The organism is Pseudomonas sp. F8002 (assembly GCF_013385495.1).
Lineage (GTDB): Bacteria > Pseudomonadota > Gammaproteobacteria > Pseudomonadales > Pseudomonadaceae > Aquipseudomonas.
This window is the reverse complement of record NZ_JACAPW010000015.1, coordinates 395,488-418,895: the sequence shown is the minus strand read 5'-3', so window position 1 is coordinate 418,895 and position 23,408 is coordinate 395,488. Positions and strand designations below refer to the sequence as shown.

General features: G+C 61.2%; 25 protein-coding genes. 15 read left to right on the top strand and 10 right to left on the bottom strand.

The features are described from left to right. Positions 1-21: 21 nt before the first annotated feature. The 5 genes from HX811_RS13620 (at position 22) to HX811_RS13600 (ending at position 6,863) form a co-directional block, all read left to right on the top strand. Positions 22-672 carry a class I SAM-dependent methyltransferase gene (locus HX811_RS13620; RefSeq protein WP_003210665.1) on the top strand — a complete coding sequence of 217 codons (651 nt, stop codon included), beginning with the start codon at positions 22-24 and terminating at the stop codon, positions 670-672. Between the two features lie 122 nt (positions 673-794). Continuing rightward, complete coding sequence (rnd, locus tag HX811_RS13615; protein WP_003210666.1) at positions 795-1,928, top strand: ribonuclease D; 1,134 nt, start codon at positions 795-797, stop codon at positions 1,926-1,928. After that, the gene (locus tag HX811_RS13610; RefSeq protein ID WP_003210667.1) at positions 1,925-2,218 is read left to right on the top strand and encodes a YcgL domain-containing protein; all 294 of its coding nucleotides are present in this window, start codon (positions 1,925-1,927) and stop codon (positions 2,216-2,218) included. Before rnd ends, HX811_RS13610 begins: the two co-directional genes overlap by 4 nt. A 116-nt stretch (positions 2,219-2,334) precedes the next feature. Then, entirely contained in the window at positions 2,335-3,267 is a 933-nt protein-coding gene (locus HX811_RS13605; protein WP_177046208.1) for a D-2-hydroxyacid dehydrogenase, read from the top strand. A gap of 209 nt (positions 3,268-3,476) precedes the next feature. Further along, positions 3,477-6,863 (top strand): hypothetical protein, encoded by a 3,387-nt coding sequence (locus HX811_RS13600; protein ID WP_256344427.1) that lies wholly within the window; start codon positions 3,477-3,479, stop codon positions 6,861-6,863. 80 nt (positions 6,864-6,943) lie between these two features. Here the strand turns inward: HX811_RS13600 and HX811_RS13595 are convergent, their stop codons facing one another. Next, positions 6,944-7,543, bottom strand: coding sequence for a nitroreductase family protein (locus tag HX811_RS13595; protein ID WP_008437924.1), 600 nt, complete (start codon positions 7,541-7,543; stop codon positions 6,944-6,946). A gap of 153 nt (positions 7,544-7,696) precedes the next feature. Here HX811_RS13595 and HX811_RS13590 point away from each other — a divergent pair, with 153 nt between their 5' ends. After that, positions 7,697-8,146, top strand: a complete 450-nt coding sequence (locus tag HX811_RS13590) for a YcgN family cysteine cluster protein (RefSeq protein ID WP_003210671.1) — start codon at positions 7,697-7,699, stop codon at positions 8,144-8,146. A 12-nt stretch (positions 8,147-8,158) separates the two neighbouring features. After that, positions 8,159-9,397 carry a hypothetical protein gene (locus HX811_RS13585; RefSeq protein WP_087692570.1) on the top strand — a complete coding sequence of 413 codons (1,239 nt, stop codon included), beginning with the start codon at positions 8,159-8,161 and terminating at the stop codon, positions 9,395-9,397. Between the two features lie 106 nt (positions 9,398-9,503). On the opposite strand, the gene HX811_RS13580 is transcribed toward HX811_RS13585, so the two are convergent. The 3 genes from HX811_RS13580 to HX811_RS13570 all read right to left on the bottom strand — a co-directional run bounded on the left by HX811_RS13580 (position 9,504) and on the right by HX811_RS13570 (position 10,929). Then, positions 9,504-9,854 (bottom strand): DUF2892 domain-containing protein, encoded by a 351-nt coding sequence (locus tag HX811_RS13580; RefSeq protein WP_003210673.1) that lies wholly within the window; start codon positions 9,852-9,854, stop codon positions 9,504-9,506. A 69-nt stretch (positions 9,855-9,923) separates the two neighbouring features. Beyond that, positions 9,924-10,391 carry an RNA methyltransferase gene (locus HX811_RS13575; protein ID WP_003210674.1) on the bottom strand — a complete coding sequence of 156 codons (468 nt, stop codon included), beginning with the start codon at positions 10,389-10,391 and terminating at the stop codon, positions 9,924-9,926. Between the two features lie 163 nt (positions 10,392-10,554). After that, entirely contained in the window at positions 10,555-10,929 is a 375-nt protein-coding gene (locus HX811_RS13570; RefSeq protein WP_003210675.1) for a YajD family HNH nuclease, read from the bottom strand. A 148-nt stretch (positions 10,930-11,077) separates the two neighbouring features. Here HX811_RS13570 and HX811_RS13565 point away from each other — a divergent pair, with 148 nt between their 5' ends. Continuing rightward, positions 11,078-11,992: a ParB/Srx family N-terminal domain-containing protein gene (locus HX811_RS13565; RefSeq protein ID WP_177046204.1), complete on the top strand. Its 915-nt coding sequence runs from the start codon at positions 11,078-11,080 to the stop codon at positions 11,990-11,992. Between the two features lie 50 nt (positions 11,993-12,042). Here HX811_RS13565 and HX811_RS13560 read toward each other — a convergent pair whose 3' ends face one another. After that, positions 12,043-12,729 (bottom strand): spermidine synthase, encoded by a 687-nt coding sequence (locus tag HX811_RS13560; protein WP_003210678.1) that lies wholly within the window; start codon positions 12,727-12,729, stop codon positions 12,043-12,045. A gap of 78 nt (positions 12,730-12,807) precedes the next feature. On the opposite strand from HX811_RS13560, the gene HX811_RS13555 reads away from it, so the two are divergent. Beyond that, the gene (locus HX811_RS13555) at positions 12,808-13,095 is read left to right on the top strand and encodes a hypothetical protein (protein WP_003210679.1); all 288 of its coding nucleotides are present in this window, start codon (positions 12,808-12,810) and stop codon (positions 13,093-13,095) included. Here HX811_RS13555 and HX811_RS13550 read toward each other — a convergent pair. Both HX811_RS13550 and HX811_RS13545 read right to left on the bottom strand, forming a co-directional pair. After that, positions 13,092-13,565: a cyclic nucleotide-binding domain-containing protein gene (locus HX811_RS13550; RefSeq protein WP_003210680.1), complete on the bottom strand. Its 474-nt coding sequence runs from the start codon at positions 13,563-13,565 to the stop codon at positions 13,092-13,094. The genes HX811_RS13555 and HX811_RS13550 overlap by 4 nt on opposite strands. Before the next feature lie 82 nt (positions 13,566-13,647). Then, positions 13,648-15,702 (bottom strand): S9 family peptidase, encoded by a 2,055-nt coding sequence (locus HX811_RS13545; RefSeq protein WP_177046203.1) that lies wholly within the window; start codon positions 15,700-15,702, stop codon positions 13,648-13,650. 21 nt (positions 15,703-15,723) lie between these two features. Between HX811_RS13545 and HX811_RS13540 the strand changes: the two genes are divergently transcribed. The 3 genes from HX811_RS13540 to HX811_RS13530 are packed head-to-tail and all read left to right on the top strand — an operon-like array spanning position 15,724 to position 17,633. Next, on the top strand, positions 15,724-16,272 hold the full coding sequence (locus HX811_RS13540; protein ID WP_003210682.1) for a hypothetical protein: 549 nt from the start codon (positions 15,724-15,726) through the stop codon (positions 16,270-16,272). Between the two features lie 30 nt (positions 16,273-16,302). Next, the gene (locus HX811_RS13535) at positions 16,303-17,079 is read left to right on the top strand and encodes a class II glutamine amidotransferase (protein WP_003210683.1); all 777 of its coding nucleotides are present in this window, start codon (positions 16,303-16,305) and stop codon (positions 17,077-17,079) included. 11 nt (positions 17,080-17,090) lie between these two features. Next, positions 17,091-17,633: a DUF2937 family protein gene (locus HX811_RS13530; protein ID WP_003210684.1), complete on the top strand. Its 543-nt coding sequence runs from the start codon at positions 17,091-17,093 to the stop codon at positions 17,631-17,633. Positions 17,634-17,682: 49 nt separating this feature from the next. On the opposite strand, the gene HX811_RS13525 is transcribed toward HX811_RS13530, so the two are convergent. Continuing rightward, a complete protein-coding gene (locus HX811_RS13525; RefSeq protein ID WP_008437943.1) occupies positions 17,683-18,621 on the bottom strand; it encodes a LysR family transcriptional regulator in 939 nt (312 codons plus the stop codon). A 176-nt stretch (positions 18,622-18,797) separates the two neighbouring features. On the opposite strand from HX811_RS13525, the gene HX811_RS13520 reads away from it, so the two are divergent. From HX811_RS13520 to HX811_RS13510, 3 genes are read left to right on the top strand one after another with little or no spacing between them, the layout of a single operon-like run. Next, complete coding sequence (locus HX811_RS13520) at positions 18,798-19,541, top strand: 5-oxoprolinase subunit PxpA (protein WP_087692567.1); 744 nt, start codon at positions 18,798-18,800, stop codon at positions 19,539-19,541. Further along, the gene (gene pxpB / locus HX811_RS13515; protein WP_177046202.1) at positions 19,538-20,242 is read left to right on the top strand and encodes a 5-oxoprolinase subunit PxpB; all 705 of its coding nucleotides are present in this window, start codon (positions 19,538-19,540) and stop codon (positions 20,240-20,242) included. Before HX811_RS13520 ends, pxpB begins: the two co-directional genes overlap by 4 nt. Then, complete coding sequence (locus tag HX811_RS13510) at positions 20,239-21,162, top strand: biotin-dependent carboxyltransferase family protein (RefSeq protein ID WP_177046201.1); 924 nt, start codon at positions 20,239-20,241, stop codon at positions 21,160-21,162. The genes pxpB and HX811_RS13510 overlap by 4 nt, the downstream gene beginning before the upstream one ends. Positions 21,163-21,298: 136 nt before the next feature. On the opposite strand, the gene HX811_RS13505 is transcribed toward HX811_RS13510, so the two are convergent. Both HX811_RS13505 and HX811_RS13500 read right to left on the bottom strand, forming a co-directional pair. Then, complete coding sequence (locus tag HX811_RS13505) at positions 21,299-22,477, bottom strand: VWA domain-containing protein (RefSeq protein ID WP_003210689.1); 1,179 nt, start codon at positions 22,475-22,477, stop codon at positions 21,299-21,301. 11 nt (positions 22,478-22,488) lie between these two features. Then, entirely contained in the window at positions 22,489-23,334 is an 846-nt protein-coding gene (locus HX811_RS13500; protein WP_177046200.1) for a MoxR family ATPase, read from the bottom strand. Positions 23,335-23,408 lie beyond the last annotated feature (74 nt).

Here is a 23,408-nt window from a genome sequence, read left to right as displayed (position 1 = left end):
ATCCATTAACAGAGTCGTGTGATGCCGTCGCAACCGCCGTCTTCCATCGAGATTGAATTTGCCGAACGCGCTGGCCAGCAGCATGCCCTGGTCTGCGCCGACACGCGCCCGCCGGGGCTGTTGCGGCGCCTGGGGTTGTGGCGCGATGAGCAATTGGTGCGCCGTGCGCTGAAGATCGCCGGCGAGCCAGGGCTGATCCTCGACCTGGCGTGCGGCTCCGGGCGCTTTTGGCCGGTGCTGGCCGAGCACAGCAACCGGGTGATCCTGGCGTCGGACAATTCCCAGGACATGCTCGACCACGCCCGTACCCACCACGCGCCGGGCTTGCTCAAGCGGATCAAGACCTTCCAGGGCTCGGCATTTTCCATCGGCCTTTCGGCCAACGCGGTGGACTGCATTTTTTGCCTGGAGTTGTTTCGCCATGTGCCAACGGCAGAAGGGCGCCTGGCCCTGCTCGGTGAGTTTCATCGGGTAAGCCGCGACACGGTAATTGTTTCGGTCAACAGCGACAGCGGCTACCGGGCGTTGCAGCCTGGCCCGGCGGCAGTTGCCAGCCACCGGGCGCAAGTGGAGGCGGAGTTTCGCCTGGCGGGTTTCAAGGTCCTCGGTCAACAGGAGTTCATGCCCGGCTCAGCCATGTGGCGGGTGTATGTCCTGCGTAAGAGAGGATAAGTACCGACTGTCGGACTATTCTTCAGCTCCTATAAGAGTTTTCATGGCGGATGCTGTACTGCGAATGCTCGCAACTCCCTTTCGCGATATATACTGCGCGCCATTCTTCAAGGGAGAGCCGTGTGGCCATCGATATTCACTGGATCTGCGACAACGATAGCCTCGGCCAGCACTGCGCCGAATGGCAGCAGTTGCCATTCGTCGCCCTCGACACCGAATTCATGCGGGTCGACACTTTTTATCCCATTGCCGGGCTGATCCAGATCGGTGATGGCGTGCGCGCTTACCTGATCGACCCCCTGACCATCGACAACTGGCAACCCCTGGCCGCCTTGCTGGAGAACCCGGCGGTGATCAAGGTGGTACACGCTTGCAGCGAAGACCTGGAAGTGTTGCTGCGCCTGACCGGCAGCCTGCCGGTGCCGTTGTTCGACACGCAACTGGCGGCGGCCTACCTGAACCTCGGTTTCTCCATGGGCTATTCGCGGTTGGTGCAAGCCGTCCTCGATATCGAGTTGCCCAAGGGCGAGACCCGCTCCGACTGGTTGCAGCGGCCATTGTCCGAGACGCAAATCAGCTACGCCGCCGAAGACGCGGTGCACCTGGCAGAAGTCTACACACGCCTGCGCCCGAAGCTTTCCGACGACAAATACGCCTGGGTCCTGGAAGACGGTGCCGAACTGGTGGCCAACCTGCGCCGCGAAGTGGACCCGTACGAGGTTTACCGTGACGCCAAGCTCGCCTGGAAACTCTCCCGTGCCCAGCTCGCCGTATTGCGCGAACTGTGCGCCTGGCGCGAACAGCAAGCCCGTGCCCGTGACCTGCCGCGCAACCGGATCATCCGTGAGCACTCGTTATGGCCCCTGGCCAAATCCCAGCCGGATAACCTCGCCGCGCTGGGCAAGATCGAAGACATGCACCCGCGCACCGTGCGCCAGGACGGCGAGTTCCTGCTGGGCCTGATCAAGCGCGCCGGCAGCGTGCCCATGGACCAGTGGCCACCGGCGGTTGCCGAGCCATTGCCGGTGGACGCCGCCACGCTGATCAAGCAACTGCGCGCCCTGGGCCAGGCCGAGGCCGAACGCCTGGACATGGCGCCGGAACTGATGCTGCGCAAGAAAACCCTTGAAGCCCTGGTCAAGAGCGGCTACCCCGAGGGGCCTTACCAATTGCCAGATTCGCTGCGTGGCTGGCGCCGCGAACTGATGGGCCAGGCGCTGCTGGACAGCCTGGCCACTGCCGGAGAACAGCCTTGAAACGTATCTGCTCCATCTATCGCAGCCTCAAACGAAACGAGATGTACCTCTACGTGCTGAAAAGCGATGCACTGGAGCGCGTGCCGGAAAGTCTGCTGGCCGCCTTCGGCAAGCCGCACCACGCCTTCGACCTGGTGCTGAGCCCGGAGCGCAAGCTGTCCCGCGAGGACATCACCGTGGTTCTGGAGAACCTCGAGAAGCAGGGTTACCACCTGCAAATGCCGCCGGCCGAGGACGAGTACATCGAACACTTGCCCGAAGAGCTGCTGCGACGCAATGACCCGATGTGATCGGTCAGTGCCCCGTCCGGGGCACATCATCTATGGAATTCAATTTTTGGCGGCGGCCGCACGGTACAGTGAACTGGACCGGCGGCCGCCTGCAGTGTTTTTGAAAGGTTTGAACCATGCGCGTTCTGATTGCTGAACACGATCACCCGCTGTACGCCCGGCTGCTGCGCGAAGCGGCGCCGGACCTTGAGGTCATGACCAGCGGCGACTCCGCCGAATTGTCGCGCCTGGCGGCCGATTGCCCGGTGTGGCTGGGCCAGCCGGATCTTCTGGCCACCTTGCTGCGCCAGGGGCACCAGCCACAATGGCTGCAATCCACCTGGGCCGGCATCACGCCGCTGCTGGCCGACGGCCTGCCGCGGGATTACCGCCTGACCCGCGCCGTGGGCATTTTTGGCCAGGTGATGGCCGAATACGTGCTGACTTACATGCTTGGCCATGAGCGTGAAGTGCTGGCGCGGCTGGTCAGCCAGGTCGAGCGCAAGTGGGATAACCGCATGGGCCAGAGCCTGGCGGGGCGCAAAGTGCTGATCGTCGGTACCGGTGATATCGGCCGCAGCGTTGCGCAATTCCTGCAGCCGTTTGGCGTTGAGCTGTACGGCATTGCCAGTGAGGCCCGTGAGCAGGCGCCGTTTGTCGAAGTTGCCGGGCTCGACGCGTTGCCGCGCCTGGTGAGTGAGGTGGACTACGTGGTCAACCTGCTGCCCAACACGCCGAACACCCACGATTTGTACAATGCGGCGCTGTTCAAGCAGTTCAAACCGACCGGGTTGTTCATCAACGTCGGGCGCGGTGTGGCGGTGGTCGATGCGGACCTGGTGGAAGCGTTGAAGGAAGGCCATCTGGCCGGCGCGGTGATCGACGTTTGCCGTCAGGAACCATTGCCCCAGCGCCATCCGTTCTGGACTGCCTGGGGGTTGCTGCTGACCGGGCACAGCTCGGCGCCGACTTCGCCGGGGATGATGGTACGGTTGTTTGTCGAGAATTTGCGCGCGTACCAGGCGCAGGAAGCATTGCGCGGTGAAGTGAGTTTCGAGCGCGGTTACTGACAGCGCAACGGCCCGGCAACGCATGTTGCCGGGCGCTTACAAATTTCTGCAAACACTAATCAGATGTTCGTTTCGCAGGCCGTATGTGAGGCTCGTATCCCTCTCCAGATGGGTACATTCTCATGTTGAATGCTGGCACTGTGTCTCTCCCTCCACGGGTAACTTCGCAACTTTCCCTGCTTTCTACCGAGCCGGCGGCGCTCCCTCTATTGCCCTCTGCTCTGGGTGCTACGGCCGATCGCAATACGCAGGCCCTCGCCCCAGTCCCCCGGCAATCCGGTCTCACCGCGGCGTTGGGCGACCGCGAGAATCTGCGGACACTGGGCCAGAAGCTCAACGAAATCGCCAGCCGTCTTGGCGTGAATGCCAGCCCTCAAGCGGTGCTGGCCGCGCTGCAAACGACACCGATGCAAATACACCCCGACTCGTCCTACCCGACCCAGGCGGGTAAAGCGGCGACGGTAGAGACCTTTCTCGGAAGTATCGGCTTGGGGTTGCCCACCAATCATTTTCAGCTGACCGGTCATGCCCATGCGGTGAGTGACAGGGCACTGGAGCATCCGCTCGGCAATTTTGGCGGCGGGTTGTCCTGGCCTGTTCCCATGAGCGCCGCTGAACAGCGCAGGGTACTGGCGGCGGCTACCGACCATGGCAGCCAGAACCCCAATGCACCGCACATCGGCGCAAGCGTGGGTGTACTGGAATATCTGAACGCGAACCAGCCGTTGTCGGGCGAGGCATTGGCTGATCCTGCCAAGGCACTCGAAACCCTCGTCGGCTCCGCCCGCGGGCAGGCACTGGGGCAAGCCATACAGGACCAGCTTGGGGGCGCCGCCTCCGAGACCAGCGTGAACGAGTACGCACTGAGTGCGATCCATCTGCTGCTTGACCCGGAGTCCATCACGGCGCCGCACCGTAACCGCGTGGCGGGTTTCGACCTCGCCCAACAAGCCCATTGGGGCAAGCCGGCTTCGACAGTGCTCGAGCGCCTGAGCACTTACCTGCACGAAAATCACAAGACCAGTCCCGAGATGGCCAAGGCCGGCGCCTATTTGTTACTGGCACGAAAGGCCCCCGAGTTTTTGATCAAGGACATCCCCGACCGCGTGACCTACGGCAGCCCTGCCTGGGTAAGCCTCGCGGTCGCAGCGGCGGCCATAGAGGCGCAGTTCCCCGGAAAGGTGGCGCACATGACCTTTGCCCAAGTCATGTCCAGCGCGGAAAACGCGATCCTGACGAATCGAGCCGCCGCCGAACATGCACAAAAGGCGGCATTGGTGGACTGGGCCGTGGTCAACGGGATCGTCACATGCCAGCCAGATGATCGTTACAGCGACGATGAGATAGACCGTGCAAGGACGGCATTCAACGCACAACTGAAGTCGACGCTTGCGGCTACCGGTTTGTTGGAAGCCGAGATTCCAAGCCGTAAAGACATTGCGTTGGCCCATTTGAAGGAGCGGTTTGGCGAACACGTACCTTTTGAAGAGAAACGACTGAAGGTCGTTGACTCGAAACAACCGTCAGCCCAACCACTTTATGATCCGAACCGGGCGCCCGGCGGGCTTTTCTCGTTGTTGGACATCGCCATGAGCGGACTTGGCCAATACCCATGGGAAACCAGGGACCCGAGCATTGCCGAGGCAATCAAAGGCAAGAGCCTGGATTTCAGCGTGAACAAAATCTTCAACGAAGAATTTGAACAAGCAATCACTTCTCGCCAGCAAGGGGTTCGCAGCGTCATCAAGCACCTTGTCGCAACACTGCCCTTGGTTGACCGGGAAAACCTGGAGTTTGCAAAGCTCGAGTTTTTTCAGAAAAACACTTATGAACTGGGCCTCGACTTCACCTCTAAAAAACGGCAGGGCGCGGAAAACAAACTGTGGGTCAAGGCCACCGGAAGGAATGGCAACACTGTTTATGAAATTGATTTGAACGCAGGTGCAATCAAGTCGGTGCCGGCATCGGAGTTAACAACAAAACGCGAGCGGCAGGCCAACAAGGAGTTCAAGACGGAGCCCTTCAAGCCCAAGACCGTGAGCGAGGCTGCCCTTGGCCAAAAGAGCCAGGACGGCTTGTCAACGCCGCCCCCCAGTTTTTCCAGTGCGCGAACCCAGCACATTGCCGATGCCTTTGTTGAGCATCTTGATCTCGACAGTGATGACATAAAAACCTATGCCCGGGGGGTCACCTCGTTCGATAAACAAATGGCAACCGAGTGGAACGTCACCCACTTTTTTCTTGACCTGATTCCGCTCAGGTCAGCCATCGTGAATTTTTCCAGGGGCAATCACCTGGAAGGGGCCAGTGACCTGGCGCTGGATGTCTTTGGTTTTGTCACGGCGGGCGCGGGTGTGGCGGCGAAAGTCACGAAGGCGGGGGCCAAGGTCGCGAGCGCCGCCGCCAAGGCCATTCAAGTGGCAAAAGTCATCGGTGTGGCTGCCATTCAAGCATTCAACCCATTGGATGGCTTCAGCGAACTGGTCGCGGGCGGTGCCCGGTTGCTGGGCAAAGGCGCCAACTTTGTACGCGCCACGGGTGCAGAGGTGGTCAACAAGCTCAGGGGCGCGAGCGGCAGCTATGACCTGTTGAAGGCTGCCAGTAAACACTATGACGCAGCAGCGACGGGGACCTTCAAGGTCGCCGGGCAAAGCGTTGATGGAGGCGCGGTACTCCAGAACGGTCGATGGTATGCGTTTGATGTGGACAGGATGCGGCCTTACGGCAGCCCTCTTGAAGGCTTCATCGCAAAAACGAGTGCGATGGATGGGGCGATCATTACCACGCCTGCCGAGCCGGGCAGCGCCCTGAACAACCGGTTGCTTGGCGACTACAGCGTGGCCGAATCGAAAATAGCCGGGCTTGCGCGCAACAGTCAGGGGATCTATGTGGCGGCGGACGGTCACTTGTCCCACATCCGCCATACCGATACTGCCGGCAACACTGCGGTCTACGAAGTGCGGCAAGTGACTCGCACCGCCGACGGTGCCGTACAGGCGCAGATTTATCACAACAACCGGCAAACGCCGCTGCTGGTGCAGCACCTTCAGGGGGACCAATGGCAGCGCCTGGGGGCACGCGGCGGTAACCGGCCTTCTGTGGCATCAGACCTGGGGCCGGAAATTGGCGGGGGCGGTGAGGGGACGATCTACGACAGTCTCGACGGGAAAAGCGTCTATAAGGACTATGGCCCTTCATCCATGACTTCTGCCGACGACTTTGTCGATAACGAGACCCTGTGCCTGAACAGCTATTACGGTGACGGCTTTGCAACCACGATATTTGAAAATGGTCGCCGTTATTTGAAAATGGGCAAGCTGGACGGGGTGGATGTTAATACCCTGGCAAGGGGAAGTTTGCCCCCAGAGGCCAGGCTTTTACTGGATGACGCATTTCGGCGCATGGAACAGAAAAATCTTTACCACAACGATCTGCAGTTAAGTAATTTCCTGTATTCAGCGAGGGATAATAAAATCTATCCAGTGGACTTGAACGCAAACGGTCTTGAAGACATGACACCGTTTCTCGTCAGTATGTACAAGCGTGATCGAGACGAGCTGCGCAGGGCCTATTACGCGCTGATCGCCAAGGCGTAGCTGCACTTGTGGCGGGTGTACCCTGCTGTGATCGCAGCAGCAGGGTTTTGACGTGACCGTCAACGACTGCCAGAGCGTGTTCAGTCCTGGTGGTTGAAGTCGCCTTCGGACACCAGCTCGTTCAATGGACGACGCGGGCTCGGGGTTTCCCGGGCTTGCAGGTAGTCGGCCAGGGTCGATTTGTCGCCGAGCTTGCCAATCGCCACCGCAGCGTGCAGGGCGTAACCTTCAGGAATCTTCAGTTCCTTGCGGGTCAGTTCCTGGTCGAAACCGGCCATGCCGTGGGTGTGCCAGCCGCTGAGGCTGGCTTGCAGCGCCAGGTGGCCCCAGGCCGAGCCGGTGTCAAAGGTGTGCCACAGGGCCGGGGTTTCTTCGGTGGCACCAGGCACGGCAAAAGTCGTCTTCGACGCGACGATCACCAGGGCCGAGGCATGCTGCGCCCAGCCACGGTTGAATTCGTTCAGCAGGCCCAGGAAACGTTCCCAGTTCGGCGTGTCGCGGCGCGCATAGAGAAAACGCCATGGCTGCGAGTTGTAGGCCGAAGGTGACCAGCGCGCGGCTTCGAAGAAGCTCAACAGGGTGTCCACCGGGATGCTTTCGCCGGTGAAGGCGCGCGGCGACCAGCGGTCGGTGAATTGTGGGTGGATCGGATAGTCGGCGACGCGTGGGTTGCTGCTCATTGGGCTGATCCTGATGAAAAACCGGGGTTCAAAACTACTTCGCCGCCGGGTGGCTGACAAGTCTTGTTCTACCGACAGTCGTAAGCGCTTGGCCCCGGGGGCCATGGGCACTAGACTGGCGGCCTTTTAACATACCGATATTGATGTAGAGCCATGGCCGCCAAAGTCGAACCTTTCTGGATCCGCAAAACCCTCGAACAACTCGACCAGGATGAGTGGGAGTCGTTGTGCGACGGCTGCGGCCTGTGCTGCCTGCAAAAGCTCGAGGATGAAGACGACAACAGCGTCTACTACACGCGCATCGCCTGCAAACTGCTGGACCTGAAAACCTGCCAGTGCACCGATTACCCCAACCGTCGCGCCTCGGTGCCCGATTGCATCCAGCTCACTCCGGGCCAGGCCGACCAGTTCAAATGGCTACCGCCCACCTGCGGTTACCGGCTGGTCAGCGAGCGCAAGGACTTGCCGCTGTGGCACCACCTGGTCTGCGGCGATCGCGACGCTGTGCACCAGGAACGCATTTCCCAGTCCGGGCGCATGCTCAGCGAAGGCAGCGTGCCCGAGGATGACTGGGAGGATTACCTGATTTTTCGTGCAGGCTGAGAAGGAGTGTGTATGACGGTTGGAGCCAGGCTGGCGGCGAGCCTGCTGTTGTTGGTATTAAGTGCGCCGGCGTGGGCGGCGAAGAAAGTTGACCTGGACTATCACGTCAAGCTGTTGCCCCAAAGTGATCAGGCAGAAGTGCGCCTGAGCCTGTCCCAGGGCTCGGCGGTGCGCAGCCTCAACTTCGACCTGGGCCGCGACGGCGACTACAGCGACTTCAAGGCCGATGGCCAGTGGCAAGTGTTGCCGGGCAATACCCCGGGTGACAGCCGCGGCCTGTGGCAACCGAGTGCCGACAAGGCCAGCCTGACCTACCGTGTACGCCTCACCCACGCCCGCAAGAAAGGCGTCTATGAAGCGCGGATGACCCCGAGTTGGGCGCTGTTTCGCGGCGAGGACCTGGTGCCCACTGCACGTCTGGATCAACAGGACGGCATTGAACTGGTGTCGCGCCTGGTGTTTGAACTGCCTGCCGGCTGGAAAAGCGTCGAGACGTCCTGGCCGCGCATCGGCAAGAACAAATTCCGCATCGATAACGTTTCCCGCCTGTTTGACCGGCCCACCGGCTGGATGCTCGCGGGTACGCTGGGCAGTCGCAGGATGCGCCTGGGGGAAACCGAAATCACCGTGGCGTCGCCCAAAGGGCAAGGCATGCATCGCATGGATGTGCTGACCTTGCTGACGTTTGTCTGGCCGCAAGTGCAAGCGGCATTCCCACGGCACCCGGCGAAATTGCTGGTGGTGGGCGCCAGTGACCCGATGCGCCGCGGTGCGTATTCGGCGCGGGACTCGATCTACCTCAACAGCCGTACGCCGTTGGTCAGCGAGAACGGCAGCAGCCCGTTGATCCGTGAAGTGGTGCAGGCTATCGGCCGCTTCAACGACCACCAGGGCAGCGATTGGATCAGCGAGGGCTTGGCGCAGTACTACGCCATTGAGCTGATGCGCCGCGCAGGGGGGATCAGCGACGATCGTTATGCCGCCCTGCAGGCCCGGCTGGCCAGCGAAGGCAAGGACGTGACCACTCTGCGGGTCGAGCACGCCAGTAGCGCGACCGTCTCACGAGCGGTGGTGTTGTTGCAGGAGCTGGACCGCGAGATTCGTGTGAAAACCCACAACAAGCGTTCGCTGGATGATTTGACCCAGGCGGTGATGCGCTTGAACAGCATCAGCACAAAGGAATTCGTGCAGCTGGGGGAGAGCATTATTGGCGAGTCGTCGGTAGTACTCGATACCAAACTGCTGCACTGAAACCAAGGTGGGAGCGGGCTTGCTCGCGAAAGCGGTGTATCAGAAACACAGTCAGTGACTGACACTCCGCTTTCGCGAGCAAGCCCGCTCCCACTTTTGATCGGGGTTAACCCACAGTTTTGCTGGCGTTTTCAGCCGCCACTTCAGCCTTGGTCTTGAGGTTTTTCAGTTCCTCACCGGCGCGTTCGATCTTGGTTCGCACGCTGTTCATTTCCTGGCGGCTGCGCTCCAGCAACTCTTTCGCCGAGCTATGCCCGCTGATCCCGCGTGCCAGCGCTACGCCGCCAATCGCTACCTGGATCAAACCGAAAAAGCCGCCACGGCGCAGGCCTTTGCCCATCATCACCACACCGCCAGCCAGGGAGCCGATGCGTTCCCAGCCCTGGACGTTTTGCGTGGGTTGGGGCTCGAACGGGGTGGACCGGATAACGGGTCGCAGGGTTTTGCTGTCGCTCATGATCTGTCTCCAACAAGGGCTGATTGATATGCAGCTGACTGCACACAGGCCGCGGATGTTCCCAAAAAATCAGTATTTGGGGCCCGAACGGGTGTTGTTGCCCTTGGCCAGACGGTCGTAAAGCACCACGTTGACGGTGGCGGCGAGGTTCATGCAACCGGTGGTCGGGATGTAGATCACGTCTTCACACCAGTCGCGAATCTCTTTGTCGAGGGAGCCGTCTTCCGGACCGAAGATATACAGCGCACGGTCCGGATGGGTGTATTCGGGGAGAGGGCGGGCGCCTTCCACCAGCTCGACGGCGACGGGGATGCAGCCCAGGGGCAGGATCTTTTTCAGGTCGTCGATACCGATCAGCGGAATGTCGTGGTGGACCTTCTTGGTGTCGGTAATAAAGTCCCGGGCCCGCTCATAGCGCTTGCCGGTGTAGAACACCGAGGCCACGCCGTAGCAGCCGGCGGCGCGCATCACCGAACCGACGTTTTCGGGGGATTTGGGGTTGTACAGACCGATGCAGCTGTAGCGTTTATTGCCCACGGGAGAGGGTGCCTTCGAGAAAAACCGCGATTATACGGCCTCGGGCTAATGCATTGCTTGGGCGATCGCTATCGCGGGCAAGCCCGGCTCCCACATTTGGAATGCGATCCCTTGTGGGAGCCGGGCTTGCCCGCGATGAGGCCGTCACATTCAGCGAAGATACTCAGTCGTCTTTCTTCATCAACCCGGCCAACGCCGCAAACGGGTTGTGCGTCGCCTTGGCGATCGTCGGGCTGCTGGTGGAGCCTTCGCCGAAATACTGCTGGTCGGTATAACGCGAGTGTTCGTTGTCGTGGCAATACAGGCACAGCAACTCCCAGTTGGAGCCGTCCTGGGGGTTGTCGTCATGGTTGTGGTTGCGGTGGTGCACGGTCAGTTCGCTCAGGCGCTTGCCGGCGAATTCACGGGCGCAGCGGCCACACACGTGGGGGTACATCTTCAGGGCTTTGTCGCGGTAGCCCATTTCCCGGTCGCGCTGGGCATCGGCGAGGATGCGATCCAGCTTGGCGGTGTGGGACGGCGGGTTGGTCGAGCTCATCATGGCTCCTGTCTTTTAGTGGATCACGGATAGCGTTGATTCTAGCTGCTTGCGGGCTAATAAACCTCCGGCTTTTTCAGGCGCAGTCATGCCGGTGAGGGGGATTGTTTGTAGTATCGACGAACTGAATTCATAAGGAGCGGTACTCATGCGGATGCATTCATGGTTGTGGGCGCTGCTGTTGTGCGCCGTCAGTGTTCAGGTCCAGGCGTTTTCCACGCCCCAGCCAGGCCAGGTGATCAATGTGGCGCTGGAGCAGCTCCACCCGACCCAGGCCGTCATCGGTTTTGATCAGATTCATTACAAGCTGGGGGTATTTGCCGAGTCGCCCAAAAAAGTGTTCGACGAATATTGTGAAACCAACGGCCAGGGCGGTGTCGACAAGGTGCCTGAAGATGCCGATCTGCATAAGCCGGGCAGCTTCACCTGCAAAGACCCGGTAGGCGCTCACCCGGCGGATATGAAAACCGTGGTGGTCGGTCCCGCTGGCCAGTTGTACCTCACCGACGGCCACCACTCGTTCAGTACCTTGTGGGAGCAGCCAGGTGCCGGCGCCAAACTTAAGATGTGGGTGCGGGTCACCGATAACTTCAGCGACAGTCCCGACCTGGCGACTTTCTGGAAACGCATGGAGCAGGGCCGCAAGGTCTGGTTCAAGGACGGCCAGGGCAAGACCATCACGCCTGAGCAAATTCCGGCACACCTGGGCTTCAAGGATCTGGGCGACGACATGTTCCGCAGCCTGGTTTACTTCTCCCGCAAGGCGTCCTACGGCAAGCCGACCTCTGGTGAGGTGGTGCCGGAATTCCTGGAGTTTTACTGGGGAGGATGGTTGCGCACGCAGATTGACCTCGGCGCGTTCAACCTGAACAAGCAAGGCGGGTATGAAAAGGCAATCGAGGCGGTAGCCAAGCGCATGGTCAGCCTGGCGCCCGAGGCACCGGTAGGGGACAGCGGCTTCAGCGCCCAGCAGTTGGGCGGTTTCACCACGCTTAATCGCAAAGAGCTAAACAGTACGTTTGAAAAGAAAGTGCCCTACGTTATCGACAGTAGAGGCAAGTAGTTGACGATTGGGCAGTGGCGGCCTCGTGCCGCCTCTGTCAGGCGTCTGTTTCAGCCCTTGAGTTTCTCGGCAATCCAGATGGTATGCCGCGTGCCCTTGTTGCCATGGGCAAACACTTGCACTTCCTCGGCCTTGAAGCCGGCCTTGCGCAGTTTGTCGCTGAACTGCTTGTCGGCGCTGGCCGACCACACCGCCAGCACGCCCTTGGGCCGTAGCGCCTTGGCGCAGGCGCTGAGGCCACCGGCGGAATACAGCCAGCTGTTGGCTTTTTGCGTCAGGCCTTCGGGGCCGTTGTCGACGTCCAGCATGATCGCGTCAAACCCCTGGGGCTCGGCCTGCAGCACCTTGGCCACGTCTTCCAGACGGATCACGGTGCGCGGGTCCAGCAGCGGGCGGCCGGACTTTTCCCCCAGAGGGCCACGATTCCACTCGACCACGCCGGGCACCAGCTCGGCAACCACCACTTCGGCAGTCTTGCCCAAATGCTTGAGCGCTGCCGCCAGGGTGAAGCCCATGCCCAGGCCGCCAATCAACACCCTGGAGCCGGGCCGACCGGCGACTTTGCGGCACGGAATCTCCGCCAGCGCATCCTCGGAACCGTGCATGCGCGTGTTCATCAACTGGCCACCGTCACCGCCCTGAATCTTGATGACAAAATCCTCACCGTATTCGAACAGGCACAAGGCACCGCCGTTGTCGGGGATCGGAGTGGTGTCCAGCAGAACGAAACGTTTCATGGAAATCTCATTGGGAAGGGCATTCTTGCGCGGTTGGGAGTAGCCTTACGACTTTACGGTCAGGCCATGGAGCCATCGATGAAGTGCAGCATTCTAACGGTCATTGTGTGGAGCGCGCTCGCCCTTGGCGGTGTGGCCCAGGCTCAGGAGTCGCAAACCGTGCCGATTACCCCCGCGCCCACGGCGGGTTCACCGGGTACTGCAACGCCCACGCCTTACCCGCAAGTCACGCCACCGGCGACACCAAAGGCGGCCGGCAGCGGTGAGCCATTGTTGGCGCCGATCGTGCTGCCCGCGCCGCCGAAGGACCAGACGATCCCCGGCTTGCAGCAAAACGACATCAAGCCTAAGACCCCAGGCGGCTAAAACTGCTGGGACAGCAATTGCCCGTCCGCCATGCGCAGGCGCCTGGACAGGGCGATAGCAATCGCACGAATGATCTTGGCCGCGATTTTCGGTGCATCGTTGAGCATCTTTTCCAGGGAATCCTTGCCCAGGTTCAACAGCACGCAATCGCTGGCCGCCACACAGCTGGCGGAGCGGCGCTCGCCGTCCAGCACAGCCATCTCGCCAAAGGTCCGTCCGCTGCGCAAGGTGGCGATAGTCAGGCGCTGGCCTGCATGGTTGGTCTTCTGCACCGCCACCTGGCCTGAGTGAATGATGCACATGAAGGTGCCCGCGTCGCCCTCGAGGAAAATCACCTCATCGCGGGCGATGCTGCTGATGTTGAAATAGCCCGCCGCTACGTGGAAGTCTTCCGGCAGCAACGGGTCGAACAGGCCGCAATCCATCAGCATGTCGCGGATTTCGTTATTGAGTAAGGTCGGTTCTGGCATGAGGCTTACAGTCTTTGTCCATAAATCGTGCAGGGCGCGCCCGGCGGTCAAGTGTTCAGACCGGCCCGCCAGGCGGAGTTCCTTAAATCAGCCCCAGCGCCTTGAAAACAAATGCATATTCGAGTGCTACGTCACGTAATCCCTGGTAACGACCACTCATGCCGCCGTGGCCAGCGCCCAGTTCGGTCTTGAGCAGCAACAGGTTGTCGTCGGTCCTGGTGTCGCGCAGCTTGGCCACCCACTTCGCCGCTTCCCAGTACTGCACGCGGCTGTCGTTGTAGCCGGCGATCACCAGCGTCGCCGGGTAGGCCTGGGCGCTGACGTTTTCGTACGGCGCGTAGGCCTTGATCCGCTCATACACCTCCGGCTCTTCAGGGTTACCCCATTCGTCGTATTCGGTGATGGTCAGCGGCAACTCGGGGTCGAGCATGGTGTTGAGCACATCGACGAACGGCACTTCGGCAATCGCCGCCTGGAACAGCTCCGGGCGTTGATTGAGCACTGCGCCGATCAACAGGCCACCGGCGCTGCCGCCGCTGATGGCCAGTTGCTTGGAGGTGGTCAGGCCCTGGGCGATCAAGTGTTCGGCGCACGCGATAAAGTCGCTGAAGGTGTTTTGCTTGTGCTCCTGCTTGCCGCCGCGATACCAGGCCTCACCCAGTTCGCCGCCGCCGCGTACATGGGCAATGGCGAAGGCCACGCCACGGTCCAGCAGGCTCAGGCGGGCGTGGGAGAACCACGGGTCGAGGCTGTGGCCGTAGGCGCCGTAGCCGTACAGATACAGGGGCGTCGGCTTACCCAACTGGTCGCGTCGGACGACAAGACTGATCGGCACCTGAGTGCCATCGGCCGACGTTGCCCACAGGCGTTGGCTGACGTAGTCGTCGGCGTTGAACACACCCAGCACCGGGGTTTCCTTGAGCACTTGTTGTGCGCCGCCGGCCAGTTCCAGCTGACGAACCTGGGCCGGGCGGTTCAGGGCCTCATAGCGCAGGCGGATCTTGTCGCTGGCAAATTCCAGGCTGTTTTGCACATAGAGGCTGTAGGCCGCGTCCGGTAACTCCACGCGATAAGCGGCTTGCCCCTGTGGGTGCCCTTCGATGATCGGCAGGCCGCCGATCCGCAGGCTCAGGGTCATGGCCCGGGCATTGAGGCTTACGCCATCGAGCATTACCGCGTCGTCGTGGGGGATCAGGTTCAGCCAGTCGTCCTGGGTCGGCACACTGCCGGTGTCGGCCGCCTGGAACAGCGCAAAGTTGATGCCGTCACGGTTGCTGCGGATAAACCAGGTCCACTGGTCGTCCAGCTTGCCGTGGTCGACGTCATATTCATGGCCTTCGACCCGTGGCGCCATGCAGGTAAACGCCTGCTGCGGCTTTTCGGCGTCCAGGGCCCAGATCTCGCTGGTGGTCTTGCTGCCCAGGGCCAGCAGCAACTGGCGCTCGGAACTTGAGCGGTAGCAATGCAGGAAGAAACGGCCGTCGGGCTCGTGGAACACTTCTTCGGCGGCAGTGCCGTCCAGGCGATAGCGGTACAGCTTGTGCGGGCGATGGGTGTCGTCCAGTTCGGTGAAGAACAGGGTCAGGCTGTCGTTGGCCCAGGTCATGCTGCCATCGCAGTCTTCAAACTCCAGTTCGCTGACCTTGCCGGTGGCCAATTCCTTCACGTAGAGGGTGTAGATCTCTTCGCCGCTGGTATCCAGGCTGTAGGCCAGGCGCTGGTGGTCCGGGCTGATGCTGAAGGCGCCGAGGGAGAAAAAGCCGCCATTGGCCAGTACGTTCGGATCCAGCAGCAGCTCTTCCGCGCTTTCGTCGACCTGTTGGCTGTCGTCCGCCGGGCGCGGGCAGCGGTAGTGGCGGGCGTATTCGTCGCCGGCGGTGGTGCGGGTGTAATACAGGTACGGGCCCCAGGGCGAGGGCAGGGACAGGTCGGTTTCGAGAATGCGGCCCTTGATCTCCTCGAACAGGGTCTCGCGCAGCGCCTGCTGGTCGGACAATTGTGCTTCTTGCCAGGCATTTTCCGCCTTGAGGTAATCGAGCACCTCGGCGCTGTCACGCGCTTGCAGCCAGGCATACGGGTCGGTGCCTGGGGCCTTGCGGGCGATCGGGGCGGCAGTGATGTGGGTCGATGGGGGCATGGATCACTCTCTGTCTGGCGGTTGGCCGACGGCATTGCAGCCTCGGCACTGAAAAGCCGTTATCATAGCGGCCTGTTTGCCTACCTTGCCATGGACACCATGACCGAGAACGACTATCTGATCGCTTGGGGCCTCTACGCCTTCGCAGCCCTGGGTTGCCTGTTGGTGTGGTTTGCCATGACCCGCTGGATGTGGCGCTGGCTGCGCGAGCCGCTGCGGTTGCTGGTGGCGGTGCTGCTGTTCAGCCCGACCATCGTCGACCCGGTGAAGACCCAGTTCGCCCCGGCCGTGGCCATCACCGCCCTGGACCTGGTGCTCAAGGTCGGCAACAACGCCTGGCGGGCGATTTCCGATCTGTTCATGTATTGCATGATCGCGTTCGGCGTGTACCTGGTGTTCGTGCTGATCCGCTGGCCCATCGAGCGTGCCGCCAGGGTTCGTCGTGAGCAGAAGGCCGCCGCTGCGGCAGCCGCTGCCGCCGAGCCGGAGGATGACGACGAACCCTTCGCCGATGAGCGTTACGGTCGCCCGGCACCTGTCAGCGGTATGCGGGTCGAACCGCGCCTTTAACGTTGTACGCCCTGTATCGAGAAGCCTGGCATGTGTGAATTATTGGGCATGAGTGCCAACGTACCGACCGATATCGTCTTCAGCTTCACCGGGCTGATGCAGCGCGGCGGACGTACCGGGCCCCACCGCGACGGTTGGGGCATCGCCTTCTACGAGGGCCGTGGCCTGCGGTTGTTCCAGGACCCGGCGGCCAGCAGCGAATCGGAAGTCGCGCTGCTGGTGCAGCGTTATCCCATCAAGAGTGAAGTGGTGATTGGCCATATCCGCCAGGCCAATGTGGGCAAGGTGTGCCTGTCCAATACCCATCCGTTCGTCCGTGAACTGTGGGGCCGCAACTGGTGCTTTGCGCATAACGGTCAACTGGCGGACTTCAACCCCCGCGCCACGTTCTACCGCCCGGTGGGCGATACCGACAGCGAAGCGGCGTTCTGCGATTTGCTCAACCGAGTCCGTGAAGCGTTCCCGGAACCGGTGGACATCGAACAGGTGCTGCCGGACCTGATCGCCGCCTGCAGCGAATACCGCAGCAAGGGCGTGTTCAACTGCCTGCTCAGCGACGGTGACTGGCTGTTCTGCTATTGCTCGACCAAACTGGCACAGATCACCCGGCGTGCGCCATTTGGCCCTGCACGGTTGAAAGATGTCGACGTGATCGTCGATTTTCAGGCCGAAACCACCCCCAATGACGTGGTGACGGTGATTGCCACTGAACCCCTGACCGAAAACGAGACCTGGACCCGCTACGAACCGGGCCAGTGGAGCCTGTGGCGACGCGGCGAATGTGTCAGCCAAGGTAAAACGGAATAAGGACGTCGAATATGTTGCTCAGCTATTTGCGACTGGTGTTGTTTGCCGTGGGTCTGTTGGTCGGTGTGCAGGTGCCGGGGTTTATCAGCGACTACGCCAAGCGCGTCGAAGCCCACTTGATCGAAGCCCAGACCGGCTTGCGCGGCTTCGATGCCACGGCGCAACAGTTCTTCAACGGTGACTTGCAGGCGCTGGTGGCCCATTACCGTGCCAGTGACGATCCGGTGTTTCGCAGCGATGCCAATAGCCTGGGCACCTTGCTCGACCGCCAGGTAGCGCTGGATAAGCAGTTCCAGGCGATGCAGGGCCCGTGGTACATCCGCGCGCTGCAAGTGGCGGTGGCCGCCGACCCGGCGATTCGCCAGGAAACCTGGAACGGCTACAGCTACATGCTGTTGCTGACCCCGGAAGCCATGGGCTGGGGCCTGGGCGGGGCGATGTTGTTGTCGTTCGGCATCGAGTGCCTGTTCCGCCTGATCGACTGGGTGGTGTTGGGCGGCAAGCGCCTGCGCCAGAGCCGACCAATTGAAGAGCGGGACCTCAAGGGGCTTTAAAGGCTGACGCGGTCAAATTGTGGGAGCGGGCTTGCCCGCTCCCACAGTTTTAAATCGGTTCCTTCAGTGGCATGGGTTTGCTCAACACCATCAAGTCCTCGCCCACCTTCTGCGCATACTGCTGCACCACGCTCTGGCACAGCGCCACAATCTCCTCCACCAACTCCACGCCCACTCGCCACGACACCACCACCTGCAGGTTCGGCGGCCGTTGTTCCATGGGCAGCATGGTCAATTCACCTCGTGCCAGCTCTTCACTGACCAATACGGGCGGGAACGCACCAATCCCGAACCCGTCCCGCAGCAGGCGGGTGATCGCTGACACCGAGTTCACACAGTTCATCCGTGGGGCGGATACGCCGTTAGCCTGCATCAGGCTGAGCACGTCCTGGTGCGGACAGGAGTTTTTCGAGTAGGTGATGATGCGCTCCTGGGCCAGTTCGGCGAGGGACGCGTAGTCGCGGTTGTAGATCGAGTGGCTGGCGACGATCCAGCCCATGGGGTGGCTGGCCAGTTCCAGGCTGCGCAAGGTTTCCTGGCGCAGCAGGTCGGTTTGCAGGATCAGGTCGAGAAAGCCTTTTTGCAACTGATCGCTGAGGTTCAGCGCGGTATCGGCGACCAACTCGATTTCTACCCGCGGAAAGTTGTCCGTCAGTTCTGCCACCAGCGCGCTCAGCCAGGTGTGGATCACCGTGTCCATCACTCCGATGCGGATACGCCCGACCTTGCTGCTGGTGGTTTCCAGGGACTGCTTGAGCCCTTGCATGGTCGCCATCATCTGCTCGGCATAATCGAGCACCTTCAAGCCTTCCGGCGTCAGGCTCACACCTCGGGAATCGCGCAGGAACAGCTTCACCCCCAACTCGCTTTCCAGCACGGCGATGCGGCTGGAGATCGAGGCCTGGGTAGTGAACAGCTTCTCTGCCGTGAGGCGAAAGCTCTTGAGCTTGGCCACCCAGACGAAGGTTTCGAGGAACTTCAGATTCATGGGATCAACTTTTCTTATGCATGGATTGTTTTTTATTAGTTGGACGCAGCGTGCCGCAACCGCCAAAAATCGAGCTGTCTCACGATAAGCGTCGTTGGGGCTCGGGACAACATCGTTGCGAGATCTTGGTAAAAGATCCCACACTACAAAAAAATAAAGCCTACAGGAGCCCTACCGTGAGCCGCCTGCTATTGAACTGCGACATCGGCGAAAGCTTTGGCAACTGGACCTTGGGTCTGGACGCCGAAGTCATGCCGTTCATTGATTGCGCCAACGTAGCCTGCGGTTTCCACGCCGGCGACCCGAGCATCATGCGCAAGACCGTCAGCCTGGCCTTCGAGCATGGCGTGCAGGTGGGCGCGCACCCGGCGTACCAGGACCTGCAGGGTTTCGGCCGCCGATCCATGGCCTACACCCCGCAGGAAATCCAGGACCTGTTGCACTACCAGGTCGGCGCCCTCGACGGTATTTGCCGGGCCCAGGGCGGACGGGTCAGCTACGTCAAACCCCATGGCGCGATGTACAACGACATGATGGCCAAGCCTGCGCAATTGCGAGCGGTGATCCAGGCCGTGGCGGCCTACGACGCCAGCCTGCCATTGATGCTGATGGCCACCCGCGACAACAGCGCCGCCCAGGCCCTGGGTGACGAATATGGCGTGACCCTGTGGTTCGAAGCCTTTGCCGATCGTGCCTACGACAGTGCCGGCCATCTGGTCTCCCGCCAGTTGCCGGGCGCGGTGCACCACGATCCGGAAAAGATCATCCAGCAGGCCTTGATCATCGCCCGGGGAGAACAGTTGGTCGCCAGTGATGGCAGTCCGTTGCACCTGCAAGCCAATACCTTGTGCGTGCATGGCGATAACGCCAGCTCAGTGGCTGCCGTGCAGCGCATCCGCGAGGCGTTGACCCCAGCATGAAGCCACGGATTGAAGTGGTGGCCATCGACTGCCTGATGGTGCGCCTGTTTGAGGTGATCGCCGAAGACAACATGCCCTGGATGCTCGCCGCCACCCGCCGTTTGCGCGAAGGTTTTGGCCCGGCGCTGGTGGACCTGGTGCCGTCCTACACGACCCTGATGGTGCATTACGACCTGCTGGCGCTGGACCCTGGCCAGGCACGGGCGTTGATCGACCAGGCGCTCAAGGAATTGCAGCCCGAACCCAAGGGCAGCGGGCGATGCCATGTGTTGCCGGTCTGGTATGACCTGAGTGTCGGCCCGGAGTTGGCGTTGCTGGCGCAGCGCAGTGGCCTGGCAGTGGAGGAGGTGATTCGCCGTCACAGCCAGCATGAGTACCAGGTATTCGCCTTGGGCTTCGCCCCGGGGTTTGCCTTTATGGGGCTGGTGGATGAACAGCTCGCGACACCGCGGCTCAACACCCCGCGCAAGCGGGTGGCGGCGGGCAGCGTGGGCATCGCCGAGCGGCAGACGGCGGCCTATCCGGTGGTATCGCCGGGTGGCTGGAACCTGATCGGCCGCACACCGGCCAAGTTGTTTGATCGCGAACGCGACGGCTACAGCCTGATGCAGCCGGGGGACACCGTGCGTTACGAAGCGGTTAGCCATAGCGAATTCATCAACCTGGGTGGCGATGACACACCGTTGGAGGCCCAGGCATGAGCCGCTTGTTGATCGAAGCCAGCACCCCGCTGTGCTTGCTGCAGGACGCTGGACGTTTTGGCGTAAGGCACTTAGGCGTGACCCAGGGCGGCGCGCTGGATTGGGTGTCGATGTCGTGGGCCAATTGGTTGCTGGGCAATGCCCTGGATGCCCCCGTGGTGGAAATCACCTTGGGTGGCTTCACCGTGCAAGCCGAGGATTACTGCCTGCTGGCATTGGCCGGGGCAGACCTGGGCGCTTATGTCGATGAGCGCGCGATCAGCCCGGGGCGCACCTTTATTCTGCAAAAAGGCCAGCGCTTGCGTTTTACCCAGCCTTTCAGCGGTGCGCGGGCTTACCTGGCAGCGCCGGGCGGGTTTGATGCGCCGCAGGTGCTGGGCAGCTGCGCCACGGTGGGACGTGAAGAACTGGGCGGGCTGGATGGCTTTGGCCGGTCACTGGCCGAGGGTGCGCAATTGACCTATTCGGGCGTGGGCGGTGCGATGCAGGTGTTGTCCGCCGGGCAATTGCCGAAGCTGGATTCCAAGGCGCCACTTGAGGTGATCCTCGGGGCGCAGATCGGCCAGTTCGGCGGGCAGAGTCTGTTTGATGTATTCAACAGCGAATGGACCCTCGACAGCCGCGCCGACCGCATGGGCATGCGCCTGCTGGGCACGCCGCTGGAATATCAGGGACCGTCGCTGATCTCGGAAGGCATCCCGCTGGGCGCGATCCAGGTGCCGCCGGACGGGCAGCCGATTGTGTTGCTCAATGACCGGCAGACCATTGGCGGTTATCCGCGACTGGGGGCGTTGACGCCATTGGCGCTGGCACGGCTGGCGCAGTGTTTGCCGGGGGAGAAGGTGAGGTTGGCGCCGGTCATGCAGGAGACGGCGCATCGGCAGCAGGTGGAGTATTTGCAGCACCTTGCCAGAAACTGAAGACCGCCGCAGGACAAAATGTGGGAGCGGGCTTGCTCGCGAAAGCGCAGTGTCAGTCTCCGAATATATTGGCTGATACACCGCCTTCGCGAGCAAGCCCGCTCCCACATTTGATGGTGGTTGTCTGGGAAACAGATTACTTCGACAAAAAGCGCATCCCTTCCTCAAGCCCACGCAACGTCAACGGAAACATCTGGTCCTCGATCAAGTCCCGGACTATCCCGGTGGACGCCGTATAGCCCCAGGTATCTTTCGGGTACGGATTAATCCAGATCAGCTTCTTGTACTTCTCCATGAACCGCTGCATCCACACATACCCGGGCTCTTCATTCCAGTGCTCGACGCTGCCGCCGGCCTGGGTGATTTCATACGGCGCCATGGCCGCATCGCCGATAAAGATCACTTTGTAGTCGGCGCCGTACTTGTGCAGCAAATCCTGGGTCGAGGTGCGTTCCGAGCCCCGGCGCATGTTGTTCTTCCACACCGATTCATAAATGAAGTTGTGGAAGTAGAAATACTCCAGGTGCTTGAACTCGGTCTTGCACGCCGAGAACAACTCTTCGCAAGTCTTCACATGGGCATCCATCGAGCCGCCGATGTCGAACAGCAGCAACAGCTTGATGGTGTTGCGCCGCTCCGGGCGCATCTGGATATTCAGCAGCCCGGCATCGCGGGCCGTATGGTCGATGGTGCCGTCAATGTCGAGCTCTTCCGCCGCACCCTGGCGTGCGAACTTGCGCAGGCGGCGCAGGGCGATCTTGATGTTGCGCGTGCCCAGTTCCACCGAATCATCGAGGTTCTTGTACTCGCGCTGGTCCCAGACCTTGACCGCCTTGCCCTGGCGCTTGCCGGCATCCCCCACGCGTATGCCTTCGGGGTTGAAGCCGCCGGAGCCGAAGGGGCTGGTACCGCCGGTGCCGATCCACTTGTTGCCGCCGGCGTGGCGTTCTTTCTGTTCTTCCAGACGTTTCTTGAATTCTTCGATCAGCTTGTCCAGCCCGCCGAGGGACTGGATCTGTGCGCGTTCCTCGTCGGTCAGCGAGCGTTCGAATTCCTTGCGCAGCCAGTCTTCGGGGATCAGTGCCTGCAGGTGATCGTCGAGTTTTTCCAGGCCGTTGAAGTAGGCGCCGAAGGCCCGGTCGAACTTGTCGAAATGCCGTTCGTCCTTCACCAGGATCGCCCGGGCCAGGTAGTAGAACTCGTCCATGTCGGCGAAGGTCACGCGCTGTTTCAGCGCGTTGATCAGGTCCAGCAGCTCACGCACCGACACGGGCACCTTGGCTGCACGCATTTCATTGAACAGGTTGAGCAGCATGGCAATCGCCCTTATCGGTTACCGCGACGGCTCATGAACGCCAGGCGTTCCAGCAACTGCACGTCCTGCTCGTTCTTCACCAGGGCACCGGCCAGGGGCGGGATGGCCTTGGTGGGGTCGCGCTCGCGCAGCACCGCTTCGCCGATGTTGTCGGCCATCAGCAGTTTCAGCCAGTCCACCAGTTCGGAGGTGGACGGTTTTTTCTTCAGGCCCGGTACTTTGCGCACGTCAAAGAATACGTCGAGGGCTTCGCTGACCAGGTCTTTCTTGATGTCCGGGTAGTGTACGTCGACGATCTTTTGCAGGGTGGTGCGGTCCGGGAAGGCGATGTAGTGGAAGAAGCAGCGGCGCAGGAACGCGTCCGGCAGCTCTTTTTCGTTGTTGGAGGTAATGATGATGATCGGGCGCTTCTTGGCCTTGATGGTCTCGTCGATTTCGTAGACGTAGAACTCCATCTTGTCGAGTTCTTGCAGCAGGTCGTTGGGGAACTCGATGTCGGCCTTGTCGATTTCGTCGATCAGCAGGATGACCCGCTCCTCGGACTCGAAGGCTTCCCAGAGCTTGCCCTTTTTCAGGTAGTTGCGTACGTCGTGCACCTTGTCCACGCCCAGCTGCGAGTCCCGCAGGCGGCTCACCGCGTCGTACTCGTACAGGCCCTGGTGCGCCTTGGTGGTGGACTTGATGTGCCAGGTGATCAGCTTGGCGTCAAAGGATTCGGCCAGTTGCTCGGCGAGCATGGTCTTGCCGGTGCCCGGTTCGCCCTTGACCAGCAGTGGCCGCTCCAAGGTGATGGCGGCGTTGACGGCCAGTTTCAGGTCATCGGTGGCAACGTAGGCCTGGGTGCCTTCGAACTTCATCTATCAATCCTCGAACGTGACGCCGAACGGTGCAGGACCGAAGCGGGCGAGTAATCAGCTTGGCCCGACTATAC